Here is a 21,675-nt window from a genome sequence, read left to right on the forward strand (position 1 = left end):
TCAAGCTTTCACTGACACGATTTCCCATTGCCTGCCGTTGATCTTCACCACATCGCCGACCGGCTTGCCGAAAAGCATGATGGCGACGGGGGCGGCATGGGAAATCCTGCCCTGCGAAGGGTCCGCCTCGTCTTCGCCCACGATGGTCCAGATGCGGGTTTCACCGTCCACATCCTCAAGCTCGACCGTCATGCCGAAACGCACGACATCGCTATCGGGTTCAGGCACCGAGACTTCGGCATTTTCACGCCGCGCCGTCCAGTAGCGAAGATCACGCGATATACGAACAATGGCAGAGCGATCCCCTGCCACATTGGCTTCGGCAAGTTCATGCTGAAGGCGCGCAATTTCGTCCTCGATCATCTGCAAGCCATTTTGCGTGACGAGGTTGCGAAACGGGCTGATGGGACGCTCTCCCAGATCGACGGGCGTATCGTCCTGTTCCTTGGTGAAGGCTCTGCTCATAAAGTGAATCTAGGCTGCGCACAAAGTTAAAGCAAGCCCGGCCCGTTCAGCCGATGACGGCATTGCGGAATATGTCGGAGGGAGCCACGCTGCCAAAGGGAATGCCGTTCCAGTTCTTCATTTGCGGGCTTGCGAAAGCCAGAAGCCGGGCCGACAATTCCTCATCCTTGTGAAACATGCGCGAAAGCAGGCTTGCAACCATCGCTTCGGATGCGCGTGTCGCGCCATCATCACATTTGAGCGCGAAGCCCAGACCCAGTTCAGGCACTGCGCCGCAAAAGACGCCTTCCGCGCCGGTTTTGACGAAAATGCGTCCCGGCGCCATGCGCATCAGTTCGGTGCAGGCGCGTCTGGTGCCCGCCACATAAAATGGTTCTTTCATGCAGGCATGGATCAGGCGATGCGCTGCCTGCGCGCGCTTTTCTTCAAGCCCCGTGCCCGTCGCCATTTTTGCAAAACCATGGGCGATATTTGAAAGCGGGATGGCGTAGGTGGGGATCGAACAGCCATCGGTGCCGCAATGGTCAATGTCATGAGCCGCGCCGGTCACATCCGTCATCACGTCGCGCACCATGTCCTGAATGCCTGAACCAAGCGCGGTATAGCCTTTGGTTTGCATGCCGCAATGCATGCAGGTTGCAAGGAAGCCCGCATGTTTGCCCGAACAATTATTGTGCAAAGGCGTCGGCTGCTGTCCGCTTTTGGCCAGTTCGATCAGGACCGGCTGCTGAAACGGCCAGTGGCTGCCGCATTCGAGCGCTGTTTCATCAAGCCCGGCCTTCTTCAGCATCGAACGGGCGCGCGCGACGTGTTCTTCCTCGCCTGAATGTGACGCGCAGGCCATGGCGAGATCGGCATCCTCAAAGCCGAAGGCATCCGCGGCCCCGCTTTCCACCAAAGGCAGGGCCTGAATGGCTTTGACCGCCGAGCGCGGGAAAGTCGCCCGGTCTATATTGCCAAGCGAGAAAACCCGCCGCCCATCGCCGTCAAAAACCGCGACCGCGCCACGATGGCGGCTTTCCACCACAGGGCCGCGAAATACTTCCACCAGAACCGGATTGTTTTCCATCGCTCACACCTTGCTTGTCCACTCATCGCCGCATCAGTTCACAACTGGATAAAGCATATGCGGGGCGCGGGGCCAATGACCAGAGCCGGATTTCAATGTTGATATTTTCTTGATTGATCAGTCAATCAAGAATAAAATAGCAGGTAAATCATTGTGAGACGTGAGAGAAATGCCCAAAATCGGAATGGAGCCTTTGCGGCGGCGCGAGCTTATCGATGCTGCCATACGCACCATCGGCCAGCGCGGTTCGCTGGATGTGACCGTTGCGCAGATCGCCCATGAGGCAGGCGTGTCGCCAGCACTTGCCCATCATTATTTCGGCGGCAAGGACAAGCTGATCCTCGCCACCATGCGCCATTTGCTGCGTGAACTGGGCAATGATCTCAAGAAGGCTATCGGGTATGCGCAGACCCCGCATGAAAGGCTTGCAGCGATTATTGCGGTCAATTTTTCCGCTTCGCAGTTCACGCAGGAAACCATCGCCGCCTGGCTCACCTTCTATGTCCATGCGCAGCAATCGGAAGATACGCGGCGGCTGTTGCGCGTCTATGCGCGGCGGCTTCATTCCAATCTGGTGTTCGCGCTTGCGCAACTAAGCGGGCGCGAGCGGGCAAATCATATTGCCGAGGGCGCAGGAGCACTGATCGACGGGCTTTATATTCGCCATGCGCTGGGCGCAGGCGCGCCGGATGCCGCATCCGCAACCACTCTGGTTGAGGAATATATCGCCATGCAACTTTCAGGGCAACTTTCAGGGCAGCTTTCGGGGGGAAAATAATATGGAAGCGGATTTCGTCATCATCGGTTCCGGTTCCGCCGGGTCTGCCATGGCCTACCGCCTGTCGGAAGACGGGCAGCATTCGGTCATCGTCATTGAGTTTGGCGGCCCCGACATTGGCCCGCTGATCCAGATGCCCGCCGCCCTTTCGATGCCCATGAATATGGAAACCTATGATTGGGGCTTTGCCACCGACCCGGAGCCGCATCTGGGCGGGCGCAGCCTCGTGACGCCGCGCGGCAAGGTGCTGGGCGGCTCGTCTTCGATCAATGGCATGGTCTATGTGCGCGGCCATGCACGCGATTATGACCATTGGGCCGAAAGCGGGGCGCAGGGCTGGGCCTTTGCCGATGTGCTGCCCTATTTCAAGCGGCTGGAAAACGCCCATGGCGGGCAGGAGGGCTGGCGCGGCACCCATGGGCCACTGCACATCCAGCGCGGACGCCGCGACAATCCGCTGTTTCAGGCCTTTGTCGAGGCCGGACGCGAAGCAGGCTTCGAGACAACGGACGATTATAATGGCGAAAAGCAGGAAGGCTTCGGCCCGATGGAGCAGACGATCCATAATGGGCGTCGCTGGTCGGCGGCAAATGCCTATCTCAAACCCGCACTCAAGCGGCCCAATGTGCAGCTCGTCAAGGGATTTGCCCGCAAGATCGTAATGGAAGGCAAGCGCGCCGTGGGCGTAGAGATCGAAGCCGGGCGCACATTTTCCACCATCCGCGCGCGCCGCGAAGTCATCATTGCGGCCTCGTCGATCAATTCGCCCAAGCTGCTGATGCTTTCGGGCATCGGCCCTGCGGCGCACCTGAAAGAGCACGGCATAGAGGTGGTCGCCGACCGTCCCGGCGTCGGGCAAAACCTGCAAGACCATATGGAAGTCTATATCCAGCAGGAATGCATCCAGCCCATCACGCTTTATTCCAAGCTCAACCTGTTTTCCAAGGCGATGATCGGGGCGCAATGGCTGTTTTTCAAATCCGGCCATGGGGCGACCAATCATTTTGAATCCGCCGCCTTCGTTCGCTCGAAAGCCGGTGTCGAATATCCCGATATTCAATATCATTTCCTGCCTGCGGCCATTCGCTATGATGGCAAGGCTGCGGCGCAATCGCATGGTTTTCAGGCCCATGTCGGGCCGATGCGCTCCAAATCGCGCGGCAGCGTATCCTTGCGCTCCGCCAATCCGCGCGACAAGCCGCGTATCCTGTTCAATTACATGTCGCATGAGGACGACTGGGCCGATTTTCGCCATTGCGTGCGGCTGACGCGCGAAATCTTCGGGCAGGATGCCTTCGCCCCCTATCGCGGCACGGAAATCTCGCCGGGCGCGGCGGTCCAGAGCGATGCGGAAATCGATGATTTCATCCGCGAACATGTGGAAAGCGCCTTCCATCCCTGCGGCACAGCAAGAATGGGCGCGGTTGACGACCCTCTCGCGGTGGTCGATCCTGAATGTCGCGTGATTGGCGTGGAAGGATTGCGCGTGGCGGATTCATCGATCTTTCCGCGCGTCCCCAACGGCAATCTCAACGGCCCTTCGATCATGACGGGCGAAAAGGCCGCAGACCATATTCTTGGCCGTACACCGCTGCCGCGCTCCAATCAGGAACCATGGATCAATCCGCGCTGGCAGGTTTCGGATCGCTGATAATATCGAGGAGAAAAACATGAAACTACAGCCCAAAGCCTCGCATTTTATCGGCGGCGCCTATGTGGACGACAAGGCCGGAAAGCCGCTTCCCGTCATCTATCCGGCAACGGGCGAGGAAATTGCGATGCTGCATACGGCAACGCCCGATATAATCGAAAGCGCCTTCATCGCAGCCCTCAAGGCGCAGGAGGAATGGGCCGCGCTCAAGCCCGTCGAACGCGGGCGCATTCTGCGGCGCACGGCGGAAATCCTGCGCGAGAAAAACAAGAAACTCTCGAAGATCGAAACACTCAACACTGGCAAGGCCTTGCAGGAAACATTGGTGGCGGATGCGGCCTCCGCTGCCGATGCGCTGGAGTTTTTCGGCGGCATCATTTCCGGCTTCAACGGCGAATTCGTGGAACTGGGCGGCTCCTTCGCCTATACGCGGCGCGAGGCGCTGGGCATTTGCGTGGGCATCGGCGCGTGGAACTATCCCATCCAGATCGCCGCATGGAAATCCGCCCCGGCGCTTGCCATGGGCAATGCCTTCATCTTCAAGCCTTCGGAAAACACCCCGCTTTCCGCCCTCGCCCTTGCCGAAGCCTATAAGGAAGCGGGCCTGCCGGACGGGCTGTTCAATGTGGTTCAGGGCTTTGGCGAAGTCGGAGCCGCCCTCGTCAATCACCGCCTCACCGCCAAGGTGTCGCTGACCGGCTCGGTGCCGACAGGCAAGCGCATCATGGCGCAGGCAGGCGAACACCTCAAACATGCCACCATGGAGCTGGGCGGCAAGTCCCCCATCATCATCTTCGATGATGCGGACCTTGAAAGCGCCATTGGCGGCGCGATGCTCGGCAATTTCTATTCAACCGGACAGGTTTGCTCCAACGGCACGCGCGTTTTCGTGCATAAGGCCATTCGCGAGCGATTCGTCGAGCGCCTCATTGAGCGCACGCGCGCCATCCGCATCGGCGATCCGCTCGATGAAGCAACACAGATGGGGCCGCTGATCAGCGCTGCGCAGCGCGACAAGGTTCTCTCCTATATCGAGCACGGCAAAAATGAAGGCGCGACGCTTGCCTGCGGCGGCGGCATCCCCAAGCTGCAAGGCTTCAACAAGGGCTTCTTCATCGAGCCGACCGTCTTCACCGATGTCACCGACACTATGACGATCGCTCGCGAAGAGATTTTCGGACCCGTCATGAGTGTGCTGGAATTTTCCGACGAGGACGAAGTGATCGCACGCGCCAATGATACGGAATTTGGCCTCGCCGCAGGCGTATTCACCGCCGATCTTGCGCGCGGCCACCGGGTGATCGGGCAGATCAAGGCAGGCACCTGCTGGATCAACGCCTATAATCTGACGCCGGTGGAAGTGCCATTCGGCGGCTACAAGCAATCGGGCATCGGTCGCGAGAACGGTATCGCAGCCCTTTCGCATTACAGCCAGATCAAGACCGTTTATGTCGAGATGGGCAAGGTCGAGAGCCCTTATTAGAGCATTTCCAGCAAAAGTGTGAAACGGTTTGCGTCCGGATAATGCGTAAAAACAAATAAATAGAGCACGCTTAACCGCGCATCTTTTCCGAAAACCGTTTCCCGGCCAGACCGCCGGGGAAGCAATTCATGCATTCAGGCAATGATCGCGCCGCTGCGCATGTCTCTCCAGACGCTGCCATCCGAGCAGGCCATTTGCGCGCCGGTGCCCGCATCGGTCACGAAGATCATGGCGCCCGCTCCGTGAGCGGCGGCTGAAGGCAGGCCGGCCACGCTATAGGAAGCCGGGCGAATCGGGCCATCGACCTGCAAGCGTGTCTGCGGCCAGACCGCGCCGATTGCGACATTGCCGGTGGCGTGATCCACCTTGATGGCCTCGCGCCAATTATGGTTTTCGTCGCCGACCTTGATGCTGAAATGATTGTCGCCATTCAGCCCCATTTCGGCATGGCCCGTCCAGTTGCTTTGAAAAAGCAGGCTCGCCGTATCGCCCGCCGACTGCTTGTTGACCTTTATCTGGTGTCCCGCACCGGCATTGTTGAACAGGCTCGCTTCCGACGAGATCGCAAAACGATTGACCGCATCGGCGGTGGCCTGAACGCCCAGCAGCGACAGCGTCAGGCTTGTCGGCACGGATGAAACACCTTTCCACTCAACCCCGTCATAGACGGCCAGATTGTCCTCATCCTCGATATAGGCGAGCCAGCCTTTCGCGGGCGGCACGAACAGCCAGCCGCCATCGATATAGGAAGCGACAAGGTGGTCCTTTCCGGCCCATTGCCCCGTGGCGACGGCTGATATGATATAACGCTCGCCCTCCGAAGGCGCTGCGGGCGCGTCCGCCTGACTGCGCGAGCGGACGCTCAAATGCACCATGGCATCGAGCAGCCGCAAGGCTTCATTATGGGTGACGTGCTTTTGCGCCTGGCTGGGCAGGATATAGGGAAGCTTGAGATTGGGCGTTTGATCCATGAAAAGTTCCTCGCATTGATAATACGAGGAGCTTAATCGCAATGGCCAAGACGGGGATAAGTTGGTTCAACTGCCTCTATACGTCGAATAGGACCATGGGCTTACGAGCAGCGGCACATGATAGTTGCCATCCGCATCGGCAATCGCAAAACGGAGCGGAACCAGATCAAGAAATGGCGGATTGGCAAGCTCCGCGCCGCGGCCTTCAAAATATTCCGCCACATGAAATTGCAGCTCATAAGTTCCGATGCGCATATCATCGTCAGCAAGCAGCGGCGCATCCGTGCGGCCATCGAGATTGGTCACAGTGCGCTTGATAAGTTCCGCCGTGCCATTGGCGGCGATTCGATAAAGTTCAATGCGCATCGCCGCAGCCGGGCTGCCGTGAGCCGTGTCTAGAACATGTGTGGAGAGCTTGCCCATAATGATCCTCGAATTATGATTTAAAAATCTGTGATTGTATCGATGCGACAGATAAAATCCGGAAAGAAATATTCCTCCAGATTATCTTCCATCCCGGCACGATCGACAATCAGAAAATCGCTGGCCTGCTCCAATGACAGGAGCGGATGATGCCAGACATTGCGCCAATAATTGACGCCCTGATCGCTGCGCGCCAGAAATGCCCGTAACGGGCCGGGTTTTCCTGCCGCATCCTGAGCCACCACCACCAGAAAAGGCCTGCCCTGCAAGGGAATGAAAGCCTGGCTGCCAAACGGATGCCGCTCCATCATGGTGATGTCGATGGGGGCTGCAAAGGGCTGCCCGCGAAAGATGTTGATGAGAACGCGCGCCTCGGTTCCTTCCGCTTCGACGCGGGCCAGATCGTGAAAGCGCTCTGTCGAGCCATTATTGATCAGGCGGCGCTCGGCCCCTTCGACCTCGATCACATCGCCAAAAGGCGCGAAAGCAGCCTTGGTCAGCGGCTCTACGCCAAGCAGTTCAACTCTCACTTCATCCCCCAAAAACCAGCCTGTCGCAAACAGGAAACTTTTGCGCAGAGCTTTTGTCAATCGCAAAGCAGTTTCAATAAAGATATGAAAAAGGCCGGAACTGATCCGGCCTTTTGCAGAATATCGAACGTGGTCCGCAATCAGCGCTTGAAGAGCGCGGTTACGGCCGGAACGCCGCAGGCGGCAAGAGCGAGCTTGACCAGATCGCCGACGATGAAGATGCCGAAGCCGAACGCAATGCCCTTTTCAAGACCGAAGAGATAGGCCATCCAGCCAGCGCCCATGGCCAGAATAACGATTTCGGCCAGCAGCATGACGCCGCCCAATGCCAGCGGGTTGCGCGCCAGACCCTTGTCGGCGGCACGGCCAACCATCCATGCAGCAACGAGATAGGACAGAAGATAGCCGCCCGTCGGGCCGACCATATAGGCAAGACCGATGCCCTTTTCCGGCGTTCCTGTGAAGACAGGCATGCCGAGCGCACCCTGAAGCAGATAGAGAGCGACGGTCGCAACCGCAAGGCGCGAACCGTAAAGCGCTGCAATTGCAAACAGCGCGAAGGTCTGCATCGTCACGTTCACATAGAGAAGATCGACCTTGATATTGGCCGAAATCGTCAGAACGGCGCTGCCGATCAGCGCGAGGGAGACAAACCAGAAAGCCCGCGCCAGTTGCCCTGTGGGTAGATATTCGGCGGCCAGCGAGGCGGTCGCGACTTTAGATCTGGTTTTGTAATGCATTCCTCATTCACTCCTTCACTCGGATCTGTCGGGGCACTCGGATCTGTCGGGGTTTTCAGCAGTGTCCGTCCAGATTATCCATTTGAAACCCAACTATATAAGGCTTAATGCGTTTGAGCAATCAGACCACGGTAGAATTGGATCAATTCATGGCGTTTGTTTTCGATGGCCATTTCACGCCTTCATATGGGGTGCCGGTCGCGCTCGGTAAAGACGTATCGCGCCTGACCGTCAACAATCCGAGCGCCTTTACCTTTCATGGCACCAACAGCTATATCGTGGGCCGCGACACGCTGGCAATCATCGATCCCGGCCCGGAAGACGAGGCGCATTACAGCGTTCTTTGCGCGGCCATCGGCGGACGCCCCGTCAGCCATGTTTTCGTCAGCCATACCCATCGCGATCATTCACCTTTGGCAGAGCGGCTCAGGCAGGATTTCGGCGCGCTTACCGTCGCCGAAGGGCCGCACCGCCCGGCCCGGCCCTATCATGCGGGTGAAGTCAATGTGCTCGAAGCAAGCGCCGATACGGATTTCGTTCCCGACATAGCGCTGCGCGATGGCGAACTGATCAGTGGCGACGGCTGGAGCCTGCGCGGTATCCACACGCCGGGACATGCCGCCAATCACATGGCATTCGGCCTTGAGGGAACGGGCGTGCTGTTCTCCGCCGATCATGTCATGGCATGGGCCACATCCATCGTCGCCCCGCCTGATGGCTCCATGAGCGATTATATGGCCTCTCTGGAAAAGCTGCTTTTGCGCGACGACCGGGTCTATCTGCCCGGCCATGGCGGGCCGGTGACGAAACCCGCCGCTTTCGTGCGCGGCCTGCGCGCCCATCGCAAAATGCGCGAGCGCGCCATTTTCGAGCGCATCCTGCAAGGCGACCGGACCATAGCAGACATGGTCAAGGCCATTTACCGCGATACCGATCCCCGCCTGCATGGTGCTGCCGCCTTGTCGGTCTTCGCCCATCTGGAAGATCTTGCGGGACGCGGAGAGATTACGACCAATGGCAATCCCTCGCTCGACGGGATTTATCAGCCTGCCTGATTATTCGGCATCGGGCGGAGCCTTGTTCACCTCGCCTTCGAGCGCTGCCAGAAATTGCGTGATGAAGCCCGCATTCAGGCCCATGTCGCGCCTGCCATAATGCGACAGGGACCGCATATCGACATAGGTGGTCTCGCCTTCGTCGAGCGCGCGGATCACCACATCGCTTTTCAAGCCGAGAATAAAACTGTGAGCGGTTGCCGCAAAGCGAACCGCATTCGGCTCCGCCGGGGGCGAATCCTGAGTGATCAGCGTCCAGCCAAATGATTTGAGAACCGCGGCGATACCCTGCGCCACCCGGTCGGGCGCTGCCCGGTAGCGATGCCCCTGTACATCGGGAAAGGCGGATAATTGCGCCAGCATGTCGCCCTGCACCTGCGCGGTGATCGGATTCATGCGCGGCAGACGTTGCGGCATTTGCGGCGGAAATTGCGGCGGCGAGCGGAAATTGGTCGCCAGATCATAAAGGGGAGCGGAACCGTACCACATGCCGCCCGCAACAAAGAGCGGCAGCAAAACGACAGAGGCAAGAAAACCGCCCCAGAAAGATCGTGCGCCGCCCTTGTCGCCATTGAGCCAGAGATTACGAAAGCCCTTGATCGCACAAAGCAGGGCGAGAGCCGCAAGCGCTCCGCTCAGGCCCGCCACTGCCACGAAATCCGGCGTCTCCAGCACCCAGAACCGGTGCATGAGAAAACCGAGCGCCAGCAGAACCGCTGCAAAAATACCCAGACGCAGCGCCCATACGGCGGAGCGCGATTGACGGCGCTGATAGCGAAGCTTTCTCATCAATGTTCCAGACAACAGGTGCAACTGCGCCATGCATAGCAGAGACGCCGGTCCGGCAAAAGAATGCAGGTGCGGTATCGCTGCGGTGATTTAATTGTGACAGCTTGCAGCCAGCCCAAAAAATATAGTTAAATCAATAGAAAGCCTATTGCAGCAATGCGCAACGAAAGGCATGATTACACGTTGGGGGCTTTTTTCAGATTCGTCGGAAAGGACGGCATGGAACGCACCCTTCATAATGGCTGTATGTCAGCGTTATCCGACCCGGCTGATGCCGAACCGGAGATCATGTCGCTCGAAGCCGTGGAACTTGAATTTGCGCTCGGTGCCATTGATGTTCTGACCGAAGGTTTTGACGCAGCCCTTGCCAAGGCCGCCGAGCGGATCGGCGGTGAAGTGCTTTTCAACATGCCTGCTCTCGACACCACCGACGCACAGCGCATCGGGGCAATCGCCATTGCCGGGCAACCGCAGGATCAGGTCATTTTCGTCACGCTGCGCAAAGACGGCACCACGCTTTCCGTCGCTCCGCTGACCGGAGACAACGCCCTGCTTGAAAGCCTTGGCCGCAATTATGCTGCCGTGATGAAGAGCCTTACGCCCAGCGAGAAGCCTGATTAATTTTGGGCCGGAACTGCTTCCGGAGTTCCGACATGCAGATTGTGCGCCGGAACAGGATCAAGCGCCAGCGTGGTTTCGACATCGTTCAGGCGCACGAATTTCATGCCCCTGGCCTTGAGCGCCAGAATGCCCCTCACCACCCCTGCGCCTGCCGAACGGCTCGGCTGATTGATATGAGCGATGATGACATCGCCATCGCGGGCGGCGGTGATCCGCCTTTCGGCGGCATTCGCCAGCAGTGAAGCGCCCAGATCGCCATTGAGCGAATAGCCGCCGATCTTGTAGCCCATGCTCTGCGCAAGCCCGATCGCATCAGTCGAATAGCGCGCGGTCGCGTCGCGATACCAGACCGGTTTTGGCGCGCCCGAGGCAATAATCGCATCCGCCCCGCCTTCGATTTCAGCGCGCACCGCATCGAGCGAGCCAGCCGTTTTGATGTGGTACATGTTCGGCAGATTGGTGATGGCGGGCACATGCATGGCGCCATGGTTTTCAATGTCGAAAAGATCGGGATGCGCCTTCATGAGCGCAAAAGCCTCTTTATTCTGCCGGAGCCAGCGCGCCGTTACGAAAATCGTCGCCGGAATGCGATTTTGCACCAGCATATCGAGTATGCGGCGGTCGGTCTTGCCCATGCAGGCGTCGAGCGTCAGCGCGACCTGCGGCACAGAAGCCCCGCCCTTTGCGATACGCAATTGCGGCTCGACTATGCGGATTTTGTCTTTGGCTTGCGGCTGCGCATCATAGGCACTGGCCATGCCGCTGAACATTACAAGCGCCGCCCCCGCCGCCAGAAATTGACGTAACATTCTGCCTCTGAAAAAACTGGTGCTCAAACCCGAAGGAATGAGCACCGTAAGAACAGCAAAATTATGGCGATTATTTCTGCCTGACCGCCGCCTGCGCCGCAGCCAGACGCGCAATCGGCACGCGGAAGGGCGAACAGGACACATAGTCGAGGCCGGTCTGTTCGCAGAAAGCAATCGACGCCGGATCGCCGCCATGCTCGCCGCAAATGCCAAGCTTGAGCGCCGGACTGGTCTTGCGTCCGCGTTCAGCCGCAATCTGGATCAACTCGCCCACCCCTTCCAGATCGAGCGAAACGAAGGGGTCCTGTTCGATCACGCCGCGGCTCTGATAGGAAGCGATGAAGCCCGCCGCATCGTCACGCGAAATGCCGAAGGTCGTCTGGGTAAGATCGTTGGTGCCAAACGAGAAGAACTCCGCCGTTTGCGCAATCTCGGTTGCGCGAAGGGCTGCGCGCGGCAGTTCGATCATCGTGCCGACCATATAGTCGATCTGGATGCCTGCCTCCGCCATGACTTCCTTTGCGACCGCATCGATCCGCGCCTTGACGAAATCGAGTTCCGCCTTGAGGCCGACCAGCGGCACCATGATTTCCGGCACCACCGGCGCGCCGGTTTCCCGTCCGGCTTCGAGTGCGGCCTCGAAAATCGCCCGCGCCTGCATTTCCGCTATTTCCGGATAGGAAATGGCCAGACGGCAACCGCGATGGCCGAGCATGGGGTTGAATTCATGCAGGCTTTCCGCGCGCTCGCGCAACCGCTCTGCATCGACACCCATCGATGCCGCCACTTCCGCCACTTCCTCATCCGTATGCGGCAGGAATTCGTGCAGCGGCGGGTCGAGCAGGCGAATCGTCACCGGCAGGCCCTTCATGATCTCGAAGAGTTCCTTGAAATCCGAACGCTGCATCGGCAAGAGCCGGGCCAGCGCCGCGCGCCTGCCGTCCTCATTGTCCGCAAGGATCATCTCGCGCATGGCGACGATGCGGCTGCCCTCGAAGAACATATGCTCCGTGCGGCAAAGGCCGATGCCTTCCGCGCCGAAAGAACGCGCGGTGCGCGCATCGGCAGGTGTTTCGGCATTGGCGCGCACCTTCATGCGGCGCGTCTTGTCGGCCCATTGCATGAGCTGGCCGAAATCGCCGGAAAGCTCCGGCTGGAGCATGGCGACCGCGCCCTTGAGCACCTGGCCGGTGCTGCCATCAACCGTGATGACATCGCCCTTCTTGAAACTCTGGCCAGCCGCCAGCATCACGCCATTGCGATAATCGACACGCAGGCTCCCCGCACCGGAAACACAGGGCTTGCCCATGCCGCGCGCCACCACTGCCGCGTGGCTGGTCATGCCGCCGCGCGTCGTCAGAATGCCTTCGGCGGCGTGCATGCCGTGAATGTCTTCGGGGCTGGTTTCCACCCGCACCAGAATAACCTTGCGGCCTTCCGCCTTTGCCTGTTCGGCATCTTCCGACGAAAACACGATTTCGCCGGTCGCAGCGCCCGGCGAGGCAGGCAGGCCCGTGCCGACCACCTGTCGCTCCGCGCGCGGATCGATGGTGGGGTGCAAAAGCTGGTCGAGTGCTGCCGGATCGATGCGCAGCACCGCCTCTTCCTGCGTAATCAGCCCTTCAGCCGCCATTTCCACGGCCATTTTCAGCGCCGCCTTGGCGGTGCGCTTGCCGGAGCGGGTTTGCAGCATCCATAATTTGCCGCGCTCGATGGTGAATTCGAGATCCTGCATGTCGCGATAATGCTGCTCCAGCCTATCCGCCACTTTCAGGAATTCGGCAAAAGCCTCAGGCATCACCTTTTCCAGCGACGGCTTGTCGGAGCCTGCCGCAATGCGCGCTTCCTCGGTGATGTTCTGCGGCGTGCGGATACCGGCCACCACATCCTCGCCCTGTGCATTGACGAGGAACTCGCCGTAAAGCTTGTTTTCGCCCGTCGAAGGATTGCGCGTGAAGGCAACGCCGGTGGCCGATGTCTCGCCCATATTGCCGAACACCATGGCCTGAACATTGACCGCCGTGCCCCATGCGGCGGGGATATTATGCAGGCGGCGATAGGTGATGGCGCGCGCATTCATCCAGCTTGAGAAAACCGCGCCGATCGCCCCCCAAAGCTGCTCGCGCGGGTCTTGCGGGAACGGCTCGCCCAGTTCTTCCTCGACCCTGGCCTTGTAAAGCGCGATCACTTCCTTCCAGTCGCCGGCGGAAAGCGCCGTGTCGACCTCGACGCCCAGATCGGCCTTTTTATCTTCGAGAATTTCCTCGAAGAAACCATGATCGACGCCCAGCACCACATCGGAATACATCTGGATGAAGCGGCGATAGCTGTCATAGGCGAAGCGCTCGTCCGAAGCTTCATGCGCGATGGCCTGCACCGTCTCGTCATTGAGGCCGAGATTGAGCACCGTATCCATCATACCGGGCATGGAAGCGCGCGCGCCCGAACGCACCGAGACCAGCAGCGGTTTTTCAACGCCGCCAAAGACGCGCCCGGTGAGGCTTGCAACTTCATCGAGCGCGGCATTGACCTGCGCTTCGAGTTCCGCCGGATAGCTGCGCTCATTGTCGTAATAGGAGGTGCAGACTTCAGTGGTGATCGTAAAGCCCGGCGGCACTGGCAGGCCAAGGCTGCACATTTCAGCCAGATTCGCCCCCTTGCCGCCCAGAAGGTTGCGATCGCTCGCCGCACCTTCCGCTTTTCCATCGCCGAATGAGTACACCCACTTCGCCATGCTGACCTCCCTTGCACAAACTGCCACCGTGCTTATGCGATCAACTTGCTGCATGCCAACCAAAAAAGAGCGGGCGCGACAATAGAATCGATTAGAAAGCACAGCGGGACGCACGGCGATTGACTCCGTTGCAAAAATGCGGCATCAATAAGAACAAACAATGAACGAAGACGAGGATAAGATGCGCACCACCGGCAAGCTCGATTATCTGGAAATGCCCGCAGGCAATGGCTCGCTCGACTCAGTGAAGAGTTTTTATTCGCGTGCCTTCGGCTGGTCCTTCACTGATTACGGCCCGACCTACTCCGCCTTTTCCGAAGGGCTGGATGGCGGCTTCGATGCCGACATATCGGCAGCGCCCAAGCCCCTGCCCGTCCTTTATGCCGTCAATCTGGAAGATGCACTGGACAAGGTGACGGAAGCGGGTGGCGAGATCACCAGACCGATTTTTGCCTTTCCGGGCGGACGGCGGTTTCATTTCACCGATCCGGCAGGCAATGAACTGGCCGTGTGGAGTGAAAAATAGAGCAGGCTGCCGGTCAGCTTGCTTCGCGCAGGCTTTCCGCCGTTTGCAGATCGACCGAGACAAGCTGGCTCACGCCCTGTTCGCCCATGGTCACGCCGAAGAGACGATCCATGCGCGCCATGGTGATCGGATTATGGGTGATGATGACAAAGCGCGTTTGCGTTGAAGCCGCCATTTCATCCATCAGATTGCAATAGCGCTCGACATTGTGGTCGTCGAGCGGTGCATCCACCTCATCAAGCACGCAGATCGGGGCGGGATTGGTGAGGAAAACGGCGAAGATCAGCGCCATGGCGGTCAGCGCCTGCTCGCCGCCCGAAAGCAGCGTCATGGTCTGCGGTTTCTTGCCCGGCGGGCGGGCAAGGATTTCAAGTCCGGCATCCAGCGGATCGTCGCTTTCGATCAGCTGCAATTCCGCCGTGCCGCCGCCAAACAGATGCGTGAACAGACGCTGGAACTGCGCATTGACCACATCGAAAGCCGCCAGCAGGCGCTCGCGCCCTTCGCGGTTGAGACTCTGGATCGCCTGCCGCAGCTTCTTGATTGCCTCAATAATATCCTCGCGCTCGGAAATGATCGCCTCAAGACGGCCGGAAAGTTCCTGACTTTCTTCTTCCGCGCGCAGATTCACAGCACCCAGCCGCTCGCGCTCGATCTTGAGCCGTTCAAGCTGGCGTTCAAACTGGCCGGCGAGTTGATCGGGGTCGGGCAGATTGTCTTCCGGCTTGAGGCCGGTATGCCGGATTGCTTCATGCGGGGCGCAATTGAGCACTTCCGCAATGCGTGCTTCGGCATCCTTGCGGCGCTCCTCGGCGGCATTCAGGCGCTCTTCGGCGCGCGCGCGCTGCTCGCGGCTGGCGGCAAGCTGCTGGATGGCGAGCGTTGCGGCCTTGTCGAGTTCGGCCTGAGCGGATTCAGCCTGCGCCAGAAGATCGGCTGCTTCCCTGCGGCGCACTTCCGATTGCGAAAGCTCGCTCAAGAGCGCGCGGCGGCGATTTTCGATTTCATCGGGCGCTTCAGCAAGATTTTCCATCTCCTCTGCGGCTTCCGCGCGGCGATCATTAAGGGCGGCGATCTGGCGGTCGGCATTTTGTGCACGCGAAACCCAGTTGCGGCGCTCCAGCGCGATCATTTCCAGACGGCGCAGGCGTGCATCCGCCTCACGGCGCAGTCCTTCATAGGCAGCGCGGGTTTCCGCCAAAGCCGTTCGATCCGACATGACTTCATTGGTGAGCGCAGAAAGACGCTGGGCGATTTCCTCCATATCCGGCAATTCGCCGAGGCGGTCTTCCGCTTCCACCGCGCGAATCTGCGCTTCCTCCAGATCATCCTCAAGCCGCGCCTTGCTTTCGACCAGCGCCGAGCGCCGGGTTGAAAGCTCTCCGGCGGCGCGTTCGGCCACCGCCAGCGCTTCGCGCGCCTCATCGAGCCTGCGCTGATTGGCGCGCCATGCATCCCGTGCGACGCGCTCTTGCTCGACCGCTTCGCGGACTGCCATTTCGCCCCGCTCTACGGCCTGTTGCGCCTGTTCCACATCCTTGCGGGCGCGCAGCGCCTCCTGTTCGAGTTCTGCAAGGCGGTTTTTCTGCGCCAGCCGCTGCGCTGCGGGCGTCGGCGCGTCGGCGCTGGCCGTATAACCATCCCAACGCCACAAGGCGCCGTCCTTGCTCACCAGCCGCTGGCCCGGCTGCAAGGAAGCCTGCAAGCGCTTGCCATCGCTTTGGGAAACCACACCAACCTGCGCAAGCCTGCGGCGCAATTGCTGCGGCCCATCCACCAGCCTATCGAGCGGGGTCGCGCCTTGCGGCAAAGCGGGGTCGTTCTCGAAGGCCGGATTATAGGCCCAGTGTACCGGAGCCTGCTCGTCGCTTGCCGCATCCAGATCTTCGCCAAGAGCTGCGCCAAGGGCAATCTCATAGCCCTTTTCAACCTTCAATTCCTCGACTACCGGCGCAAACTGCCCCGTTTCGCCCGCATTGAGAATGCGCGCCAGGGTCTGCGCCTCGGTTTCGATGCGGTTGAGTTCGGCCCGCGCCTCATCCAGCGGTTGACGGCTTGCCGTTTCCTGATCGCGCGTCGCACGCACCAGTTCTTCCGCCGCGATCACCGCTTCTTCGCAAGCCGCCAGCGCTTCCATGGCTGCATCGACAGCAAGGCGCTTTTCGGCGGGATCGAACAGGCCGCCGATCTGCTCCGTAACCGCTGCAATATCACGCTCGATCGTGTGCATCTGCGTGGACAGGCGGTCGCGCCGGTCGCGGGTTTCCTTGAGCGCGCGCTCGATCTGCGCGCGTTCTGCGGCGGCTTCCGCACGCTCTGCCGTTGCGCGCGCCAGCGCGCTTTCGCTTTCCGCCAGACGGATCTCCGCTTTCTCGAACAGGGTGCGGATTTCCTCGTCACGCTCGCCAGAAGCCTCGCTGGAGGCGATCAGTTCCTGCTCTTCATCGTCAAGGCGCGCCAGAATATCGGCATTTTCGCGCACCATCTGTTCTTCGCGGGCAATATCGGCGGTCAGTTGTTCGAGCCGCTTCATCAGTTCAGCGCGACGGACACGAATGCGCTCATCTTCCTCGTCAAGCTGCGTGCGGGCAATGGAAAGGCGCTGGAGTGCTGCCGCAGCCTTGGCTTCCGCCTCGCGCAATTGCGGCAATTGATGCGCGCCGACGGCCTGATCGCGCGCGGCATTCATCTGCGCCTGCGCCATGTCGCCAACAGCCGATGTCGCCTGCGCCAGCGTGCTCTGCGCCTCGCCTTCCTGCGCCTTGGACTGCGCCCAGCGCAAATGCAGAAGGGATGCTTCCACGCGGCGAATATCCGCCGACAATCCCTTGAAGCGATTGGCCTGCCGCGCCTGCCGCTTGAGGCTTTCGATCTGGCTGCTTAGTTCGCCCACCACATCTTCGAGACGCTCCAGATTGGTTTCGGCGGCGCGCAGGCGCAATTCCGCCTCGTGGCGGCGGCTATGCAGGCCGGATATGCCCGCCGCTTCTTCCAGCAATGCGCGGCGCGCCTGAGGCCTCGCCTGAATAAGCTCGCCAATACGGCCCTGCCCGACCATGGACGGAGAACGCGCGCCGGTCGATTGATCGGCAAACAGAAGCTGCACATCCTTGGCGCGCGCTTCCTTGCCGTTGATGCGATAGACGGAGCCGGCCTCGCGCTCGATGCGGCGCGATACCTGCAATTCGTCGGTATCGTTATAGGCGGCAGGCGCCGTGCGATCCGAATTATCAAGGAAAAGCGTGACTTCCGCGCTATTGCGCGCAGGCCGCGTGGCCGAACCCGAGAAAATCACATCATCCATGCCGGAGGCGCGCATGTTCTTGTATGAGTTTTCACCCATCACCCAGCGCAGCGCCTCGACCAGATTGGATTTGCCGCAGCCGTTCGGCCCCACAACGCCGGTCAATCCGCCTTCGATGACGAATTCCATCGGCTCGACGAAGGATTTGAAACCGACAAGGCGCAGCCTGGAGAAGCGCATCAGCACGCCCCTCCACCCGAAACGCAAAAAGCGGACGCAGCAAAGCGTCCGCTTTTCATGCCGAAAGGCGACCTAGAGCAAGTCGTCGATGATTGCCGACATTTCGTCAACCGAAAGGGCTCCAGCGTATTTCTTTCCGTTAATGAAGAAAGTCGGCGTCGCATTCACGCCGAAATCCTTCGATCCGCGATCCATCGTGGCTCTCACATCATCGAGAACCTGCTGGTTCGTCAAGCAAGCCTTGAACGACTCCTGTGTAAAACCGGCAAGTTTTGCGATTTGCAGCAATGCGGCCTCGCCATCCTGCGCCGTAGCCCATTGCTGCTGCTGCTTGAAGAACACTTCGATCATGGGGAAATAACGGTCTTCCGGGGCGCAGCGCGCCAGCATGAAGGCAGCGGTCGCGCGCGGATCAAAAGGGAATTCGCGAAAGATCAGCCGCGCCTTGCCCGTATCGATGTATTTTTCCTTGATCGTCGGGAAGGTGTTGACCGCAAAATCGGCGCAATGCGAGCAGGTCAGCGAAGCATATTCGACGATCGTGACCGGCGCGTCGTCCTTGCCATAGACCATGTCTTTGAGCTTGCCGGGTTCTGCGACCTTGGCGGCATCGACAGTTGCCTCGGAATCGCGCGACTGCGCATTGGCATGTGCGGAAAAAGCAAGTCCTGCGGCGGCAGCGCCCGCAAGGGAAATGACATGTCTGCGGTTAAGCGGTGCAGGCATACGAATCATCCAGTCCTGTTTAAAGTTGGCTTCCATGCAATTTATAGCGGCAATTGTCCGTGTACCAGCCCCGCCGCATCAAATGAAATTGAGTAAACGGCATGCTTGCATCAAATTTATGGCGCACTCACAATCATTTCTTCGTAGTGCGCTTTTCAGCAAGGATGTTCTTGCCAAGCCGCGCCAATGCTGCGCGCAGGGCATCGTCTTCGATGCCGTCCGTCGCCTTGTCGATCCGGCGTTCTTCAGAAGGCGGGAGCGGGGCAAGACGTCTTGCGCGCGGCTTGCCGGGCAATATTGGCGGCTTCTGCTCAATGCGAATGCGCCCTATGGCCGAAAAGCCCAGAAACCCATTGACCCGGCTGATGATTTCACCCGTCTCGTGCTGGATCTGCAAGGCGGCGAAACCTTCGCAAGCGATGATCAGCGTCGCGGGGCTGAACGGATCATCCTCATGAAGACGGCGCGGCCAGACAATGCGCAAGGGACGCGAGGAAGCGCCGATTGCCGGGCCGACAATATCTTCCCATGATTGCAGCAGCGAAAGATTGATACCGGCGCGCTTTTGCAGCATCGGATCGACCAGACCCGACGCCATATCCGCCAGCGGGCGAAAGCCCCGTTTGGATTTTGGTTCCTTCATCACATCCCATTATAGGAGCGAAACCACTCAACAAACAAAGGAATACCCTCATCAAGCGTGGTTTTGGGACTGAAGCCCAGATCACGCGCGGCAAGATCAATATCGGCATAGGTGCGCGGCACATCGGCAGGCGGCATCGGCTCAAGCTTGCGGATCGCCTCCCTGCCGACTGCCTTTTCAATCGCACCGATGAAATCACCGAGCATGACGGGGCGATTATTGCCCAGATTATAGATGGGAGCGGTTTGTTCGGGCTGTTGCAGAATCCGCTTCATCGCGCCGGTGACGCCGCTGACTATATCATCGATGAAGGTGAAATCGCGCTGCATTTCGCCATTGTTGAAAACGCGGATCGGCTCGCCCTTGAGAATAGCCGATGTAAAAAGCCATGGCGCCATATCGGGCCGTCCGAAGGGGCCGTAGACGGTGAAAAAACGCAGGCCCGCCGAATGCAGCCCGTGCACATGCCGATAAGAGAAAGCCAGCAATTCACCGGAGCGCTTGGTCGCGGCATAGACCGAAACCGGATGATCAACGGGATCGTTTTCGCAGAAGGGTATCTTCTCGTTTGCGCCATAGACGGAGGACGAACTGGCATAGACCACCGGCGGGCGTTTATCGAGTTTCAGCGCTGCTTCGAAAATTGTCACCTGCCCCATGACATTGGAGGAAATATAGGTGCCGGGATTTTCGATGGAATAGCGCACGCCCGCCTGTGCCGCGAGATGGACGATAATATCCGCATCGCGATCCGCGCCGATTGCCGCCTGATAGGCGCTCGCATCCGCGATATTGGCTTTTGCGAAACGAAAACCCCGCCGTGCCTGCAAGATGGCAAGCCGCGCTTCTTTCAATGCGACAGGGTAATAGGCATTGAGATCATCGATGCCGATGACCTGCCAGCCCTCATCAAGAAGTCGCAAGGCCGTATGAAAGCCGATAAAACCGGCGGCACCCGTCACGATTGCTTTCATATCGCTCATTTCGCCCGAAAATAGGTGGAAAGACCGGCCCGCCTTGCGGCCATGATCCGGCGCGAGGCGGCAGCATTCAGCGCAGCGAGGAAAAACATGACCGATGCAATCGTGACTTCATGCAGCATCGGATTATGCAACATGCCGTAGCTCGTCGATATGACGAAAAAATAGATCAGCGCCCGCCGCATTCCCCAACTGTCCGAAAAGCGCCACAGATGGGCAAAGAGGGAGAGAAAGGCCGTCAGCATCAGAACCAGCCCGATAACACCGTCATTGAGCAGTTCGTCCAGAATGGTGTTATGGACGTGGCGGAAGCCTTCCAGCAATGAGGCCTGTTCACCGGCCTGCTGCCTGACCATATCCATTTTCGAATAGGCGCCGACGCCTGCAACGGGATTTTGCACGATGATGGTCGCAGCGCTCTTCCACATGACCCCGCGAATATCGGCGGAAACCTTGTCTTCCCATTTGGAGCTGTCGCCGCTGTCGTAATATTCGACCATGCCGGCAAAACGCTTGGAAAGAATATCGCCGACCGGCCCGACAACGATTAATGCAGCCAGTGCCGCCGCCAGAGCCGCATAGGCCGCGCCCTGCTGCCTCATACTGAATCGCCTGAGAAAAAAGATAATTTCCACTGCCGCAAATATCGGCAGGACGACGATCACCGCACGGGTTTCGGAGGCCAGCACCGCTGCAAGCCCCAGCACCATCCAGTGCGGGCCATTGGCAAGATAGTACGGAGCCTTATGCAGCGGGATTGAGGCTGAAATGGCTGCAACGCCTGCGACGAAGGCGAAAACCGCCTGATTGCCGCCCACCCCGATGCGTCCGCCATGGGTGACGGCGAGATATAGGGCCGCCAATACTGCAAGTACGGTGCCGACGCGCGCGCCCAGCACATAGGCGCGCAGCGGATCGCGCACCAGCACCATGCCGGGGGCCGCAAAGGCAAATACCGCAATCAGCAGCACGTAACCGATCTGGCGATTATCATGAAGCGGTTCACCGCGAAACAGGATCAGGCCCAGCGACCAGGCCGCATAAAGCAGGATGAAAATATAGAATTTTTTGGCAAATAATCGCGCCGTGGCATGACGACCGCAGGAAAGATAGATGCCGACGCAGGAAAACAGGAAAAGAAGCAGTGGACCCAGACCGAGACGAATGGGCATTGCCGCCGACGCGACACCCAGTACCC

At 59.3% G+C, this 21,675-nt stretch carries 20 protein-coding genes; 6 read left to right on the top strand and 14 right to left on the bottom strand.

Features of this window, described 5'->3' with window-relative positions:
* The gene (locus DKP76_RS00330; RefSeq protein ID WP_109704456.1) at positions 1-465 is read right to left on the bottom strand and encodes a GreA/GreB family elongation factor; all 465 of its coding nucleotides are present in this window, start codon (positions 463-465) and stop codon (positions 1-3) included.
* Between the two features lie 46 nt (positions 466-511).
* Positions 512-1,534, bottom strand: coding sequence for an asparaginase (locus tag DKP76_RS00335; RefSeq protein WP_109704457.1), 1,023 nt, complete (start codon positions 1,532-1,534; stop codon positions 512-514).
* A 169-nt stretch (positions 1,535-1,703) separates the two neighbouring features.
* Here DKP76_RS00335 and betI point away from each other — a divergent pair, with 169 nt between their 5' ends.
* The 3 genes from betI to betB are packed head-to-tail and all read left to right on the top strand — an operon-like array spanning position 1,704 to position 5,446.
* Positions 1,704-2,312, top strand: coding sequence for a transcriptional regulator BetI (gene betI, locus DKP76_RS00340; protein ID WP_109704458.1), 609 nt, complete (start codon positions 1,704-1,706; stop codon positions 2,310-2,312).
* 1 nt (position 2,313) lies between these two features.
* Positions 2,314-3,963, top strand: coding sequence for a choline dehydrogenase (betA, locus tag DKP76_RS00345; protein WP_109704459.1), 1,650 nt, complete (start codon positions 2,314-2,316; stop codon positions 3,961-3,963).
* 19 nt (positions 3,964-3,982) lie between these two features.
* A complete protein-coding gene (gene betB / locus DKP76_RS00350; protein WP_109704460.1) occupies positions 3,983-5,446 on the top strand; it encodes a betaine-aldehyde dehydrogenase in 1,464 nt (487 codons plus the stop codon).
* Between the two features lie 134 nt (positions 5,447-5,580).
* Here betB and DKP76_RS00355 read toward each other — a convergent pair whose 3' ends face one another.
* The 4 genes from DKP76_RS00355 to DKP76_RS00370 form a co-directional block, all read right to left on the bottom strand.
* Positions 5,581-6,417: a DUF2793 domain-containing protein gene (locus DKP76_RS00355; RefSeq protein ID WP_109704461.1), complete on the bottom strand. Its 837-nt coding sequence runs from the start codon at positions 6,415-6,417 to the stop codon at positions 5,581-5,583.
* A 66-nt stretch (positions 6,418-6,483) separates the two neighbouring features.
* Positions 6,484-6,840 (bottom strand): hydroxyisourate hydrolase, encoded by a 357-nt coding sequence (uraH, locus tag DKP76_RS00360; RefSeq protein ID WP_109704462.1) that lies wholly within the window; start codon positions 6,838-6,840, stop codon positions 6,484-6,486.
* Positions 6,841-6,860: 20 nt separating this feature from the next.
* The gene (locus DKP76_RS00365; RefSeq protein ID WP_109705099.1) at positions 6,861-7,370 is read right to left on the bottom strand and encodes an ureidoglycolate lyase; all 510 of its coding nucleotides are present in this window, start codon (positions 7,368-7,370) and stop codon (positions 6,861-6,863) included.
* 140 nt (positions 7,371-7,510) lie between these two features.
* Complete coding sequence (locus DKP76_RS00370) at positions 7,511-8,110, bottom strand: biotin transporter BioY (RefSeq protein WP_109704463.1); 600 nt, start codon at positions 8,108-8,110, stop codon at positions 7,511-7,513.
* 149 nt (positions 8,111-8,259) lie between these two features.
* Between DKP76_RS00370 and DKP76_RS00375 the strand changes: the two genes are divergently transcribed.
* Complete coding sequence (locus DKP76_RS00375; RefSeq protein ID WP_109705100.1) at positions 8,260-9,165, top strand: MBL fold metallo-hydrolase; 906 nt, start codon at positions 8,260-8,262, stop codon at positions 9,163-9,165.
* Here the strand turns inward: DKP76_RS00375 and DKP76_RS00380 are convergent, their stop codons facing one another.
* On the bottom strand, positions 9,166-9,954 hold the full coding sequence (locus DKP76_RS00380) for a DUF1499 domain-containing protein (protein WP_109704464.1): 789 nt from the start codon (positions 9,952-9,954) through the stop codon (positions 9,166-9,168).
* Positions 9,955-10,200: 246 nt separating this feature from the next.
* Here DKP76_RS00380 and DKP76_RS00385 point away from each other — a divergent pair, with 246 nt between their 5' ends.
* The gene (locus DKP76_RS00385; protein WP_245410126.1) at positions 10,201-10,575 is read left to right on the top strand and encodes a hypothetical protein; all 375 of its coding nucleotides are present in this window, start codon (positions 10,201-10,203) and stop codon (positions 10,573-10,575) included.
* On the opposite strand, the gene DKP76_RS00390 is transcribed toward DKP76_RS00385, so the two are convergent.
* On the bottom strand, positions 10,572-11,384 hold the full coding sequence (locus tag DKP76_RS00390) for a polysaccharide deacetylase family protein (RefSeq protein WP_109704465.1): 813 nt from the start codon (positions 11,382-11,384) through the stop codon (positions 10,572-10,574). The two genes, DKP76_RS00385 and DKP76_RS00390, sit on opposite strands and share 4 nt — an antisense overlap.
* Before the next feature lie 70 nt (positions 11,385-11,454).
* Positions 11,455-14,118, bottom strand: a complete 2,664-nt coding sequence (gene ppdK / locus DKP76_RS00395; protein WP_109704466.1) for a pyruvate, phosphate dikinase — start codon at positions 14,116-14,118, stop codon at positions 11,455-11,457.
* Positions 14,119-14,299: 181 nt separating this feature from the next.
* Between ppdK and DKP76_RS00400 the strand changes: the two genes are divergently transcribed.
* On the top strand, positions 14,300-14,644 hold the full coding sequence (locus DKP76_RS00400) for a VOC family protein (RefSeq protein WP_109705101.1): 345 nt from the start codon (positions 14,300-14,302) through the stop codon (positions 14,642-14,644).
* A gap of 13 nt (positions 14,645-14,657) precedes the next feature.
* On the opposite strand, the gene smc is transcribed toward DKP76_RS00400, so the two are convergent.
* From smc to DKP76_RS00425, 5 genes are all read right to left on the bottom strand, one after another.
* Positions 14,658-18,128 carry a chromosome segregation protein SMC gene (gene smc / locus DKP76_RS00405; RefSeq protein ID WP_109704467.1) on the bottom strand — a complete coding sequence of 1,157 codons (3,471 nt, stop codon included), beginning with the start codon at positions 18,126-18,128 and terminating at the stop codon, positions 14,658-14,660.
* Between the two features lie 72 nt (positions 18,129-18,200).
* Positions 18,201-18,854: a DsbA family protein gene (locus DKP76_RS00410; protein ID WP_109705102.1), complete on the bottom strand. Its 654-nt coding sequence runs from the start codon at positions 18,852-18,854 to the stop codon at positions 18,201-18,203.
* A gap of 133 nt (positions 18,855-18,987) precedes the next feature.
* Positions 18,988-19,497, bottom strand: coding sequence for a DUF721 domain-containing protein (locus tag DKP76_RS00415; RefSeq protein ID WP_109704468.1), 510 nt, complete (start codon positions 19,495-19,497; stop codon positions 18,988-18,990).
* Complete coding sequence (locus tag DKP76_RS00420) at positions 19,497-20,471, bottom strand: NAD-dependent epimerase/dehydratase family protein (RefSeq protein WP_109705103.1); 975 nt, start codon at positions 20,469-20,471, stop codon at positions 19,497-19,499. The genes DKP76_RS00415 and DKP76_RS00420 overlap by 1 nt, the downstream gene beginning before the upstream one ends.
* A 5-nt stretch (positions 20,472-20,476) precedes the next feature.
* A complete protein-coding gene (locus DKP76_RS00425) occupies positions 20,477-21,649 on the bottom strand; it encodes an O-antigen ligase family protein (protein ID WP_245410104.1) in 1,173 nt (390 codons plus the stop codon).
* Between the last annotated feature and the right edge of the window lie 26 nt (positions 21,650-21,675).

It is taken from the genome of Falsochrobactrum shanghaiense (assembly GCF_003149535.1).
In the GTDB taxonomy this organism is placed as follows: Bacteria; Pseudomonadota; Alphaproteobacteria; order Rhizobiales; family Rhizobiaceae; genus Brucella; species Brucella shanghaiense.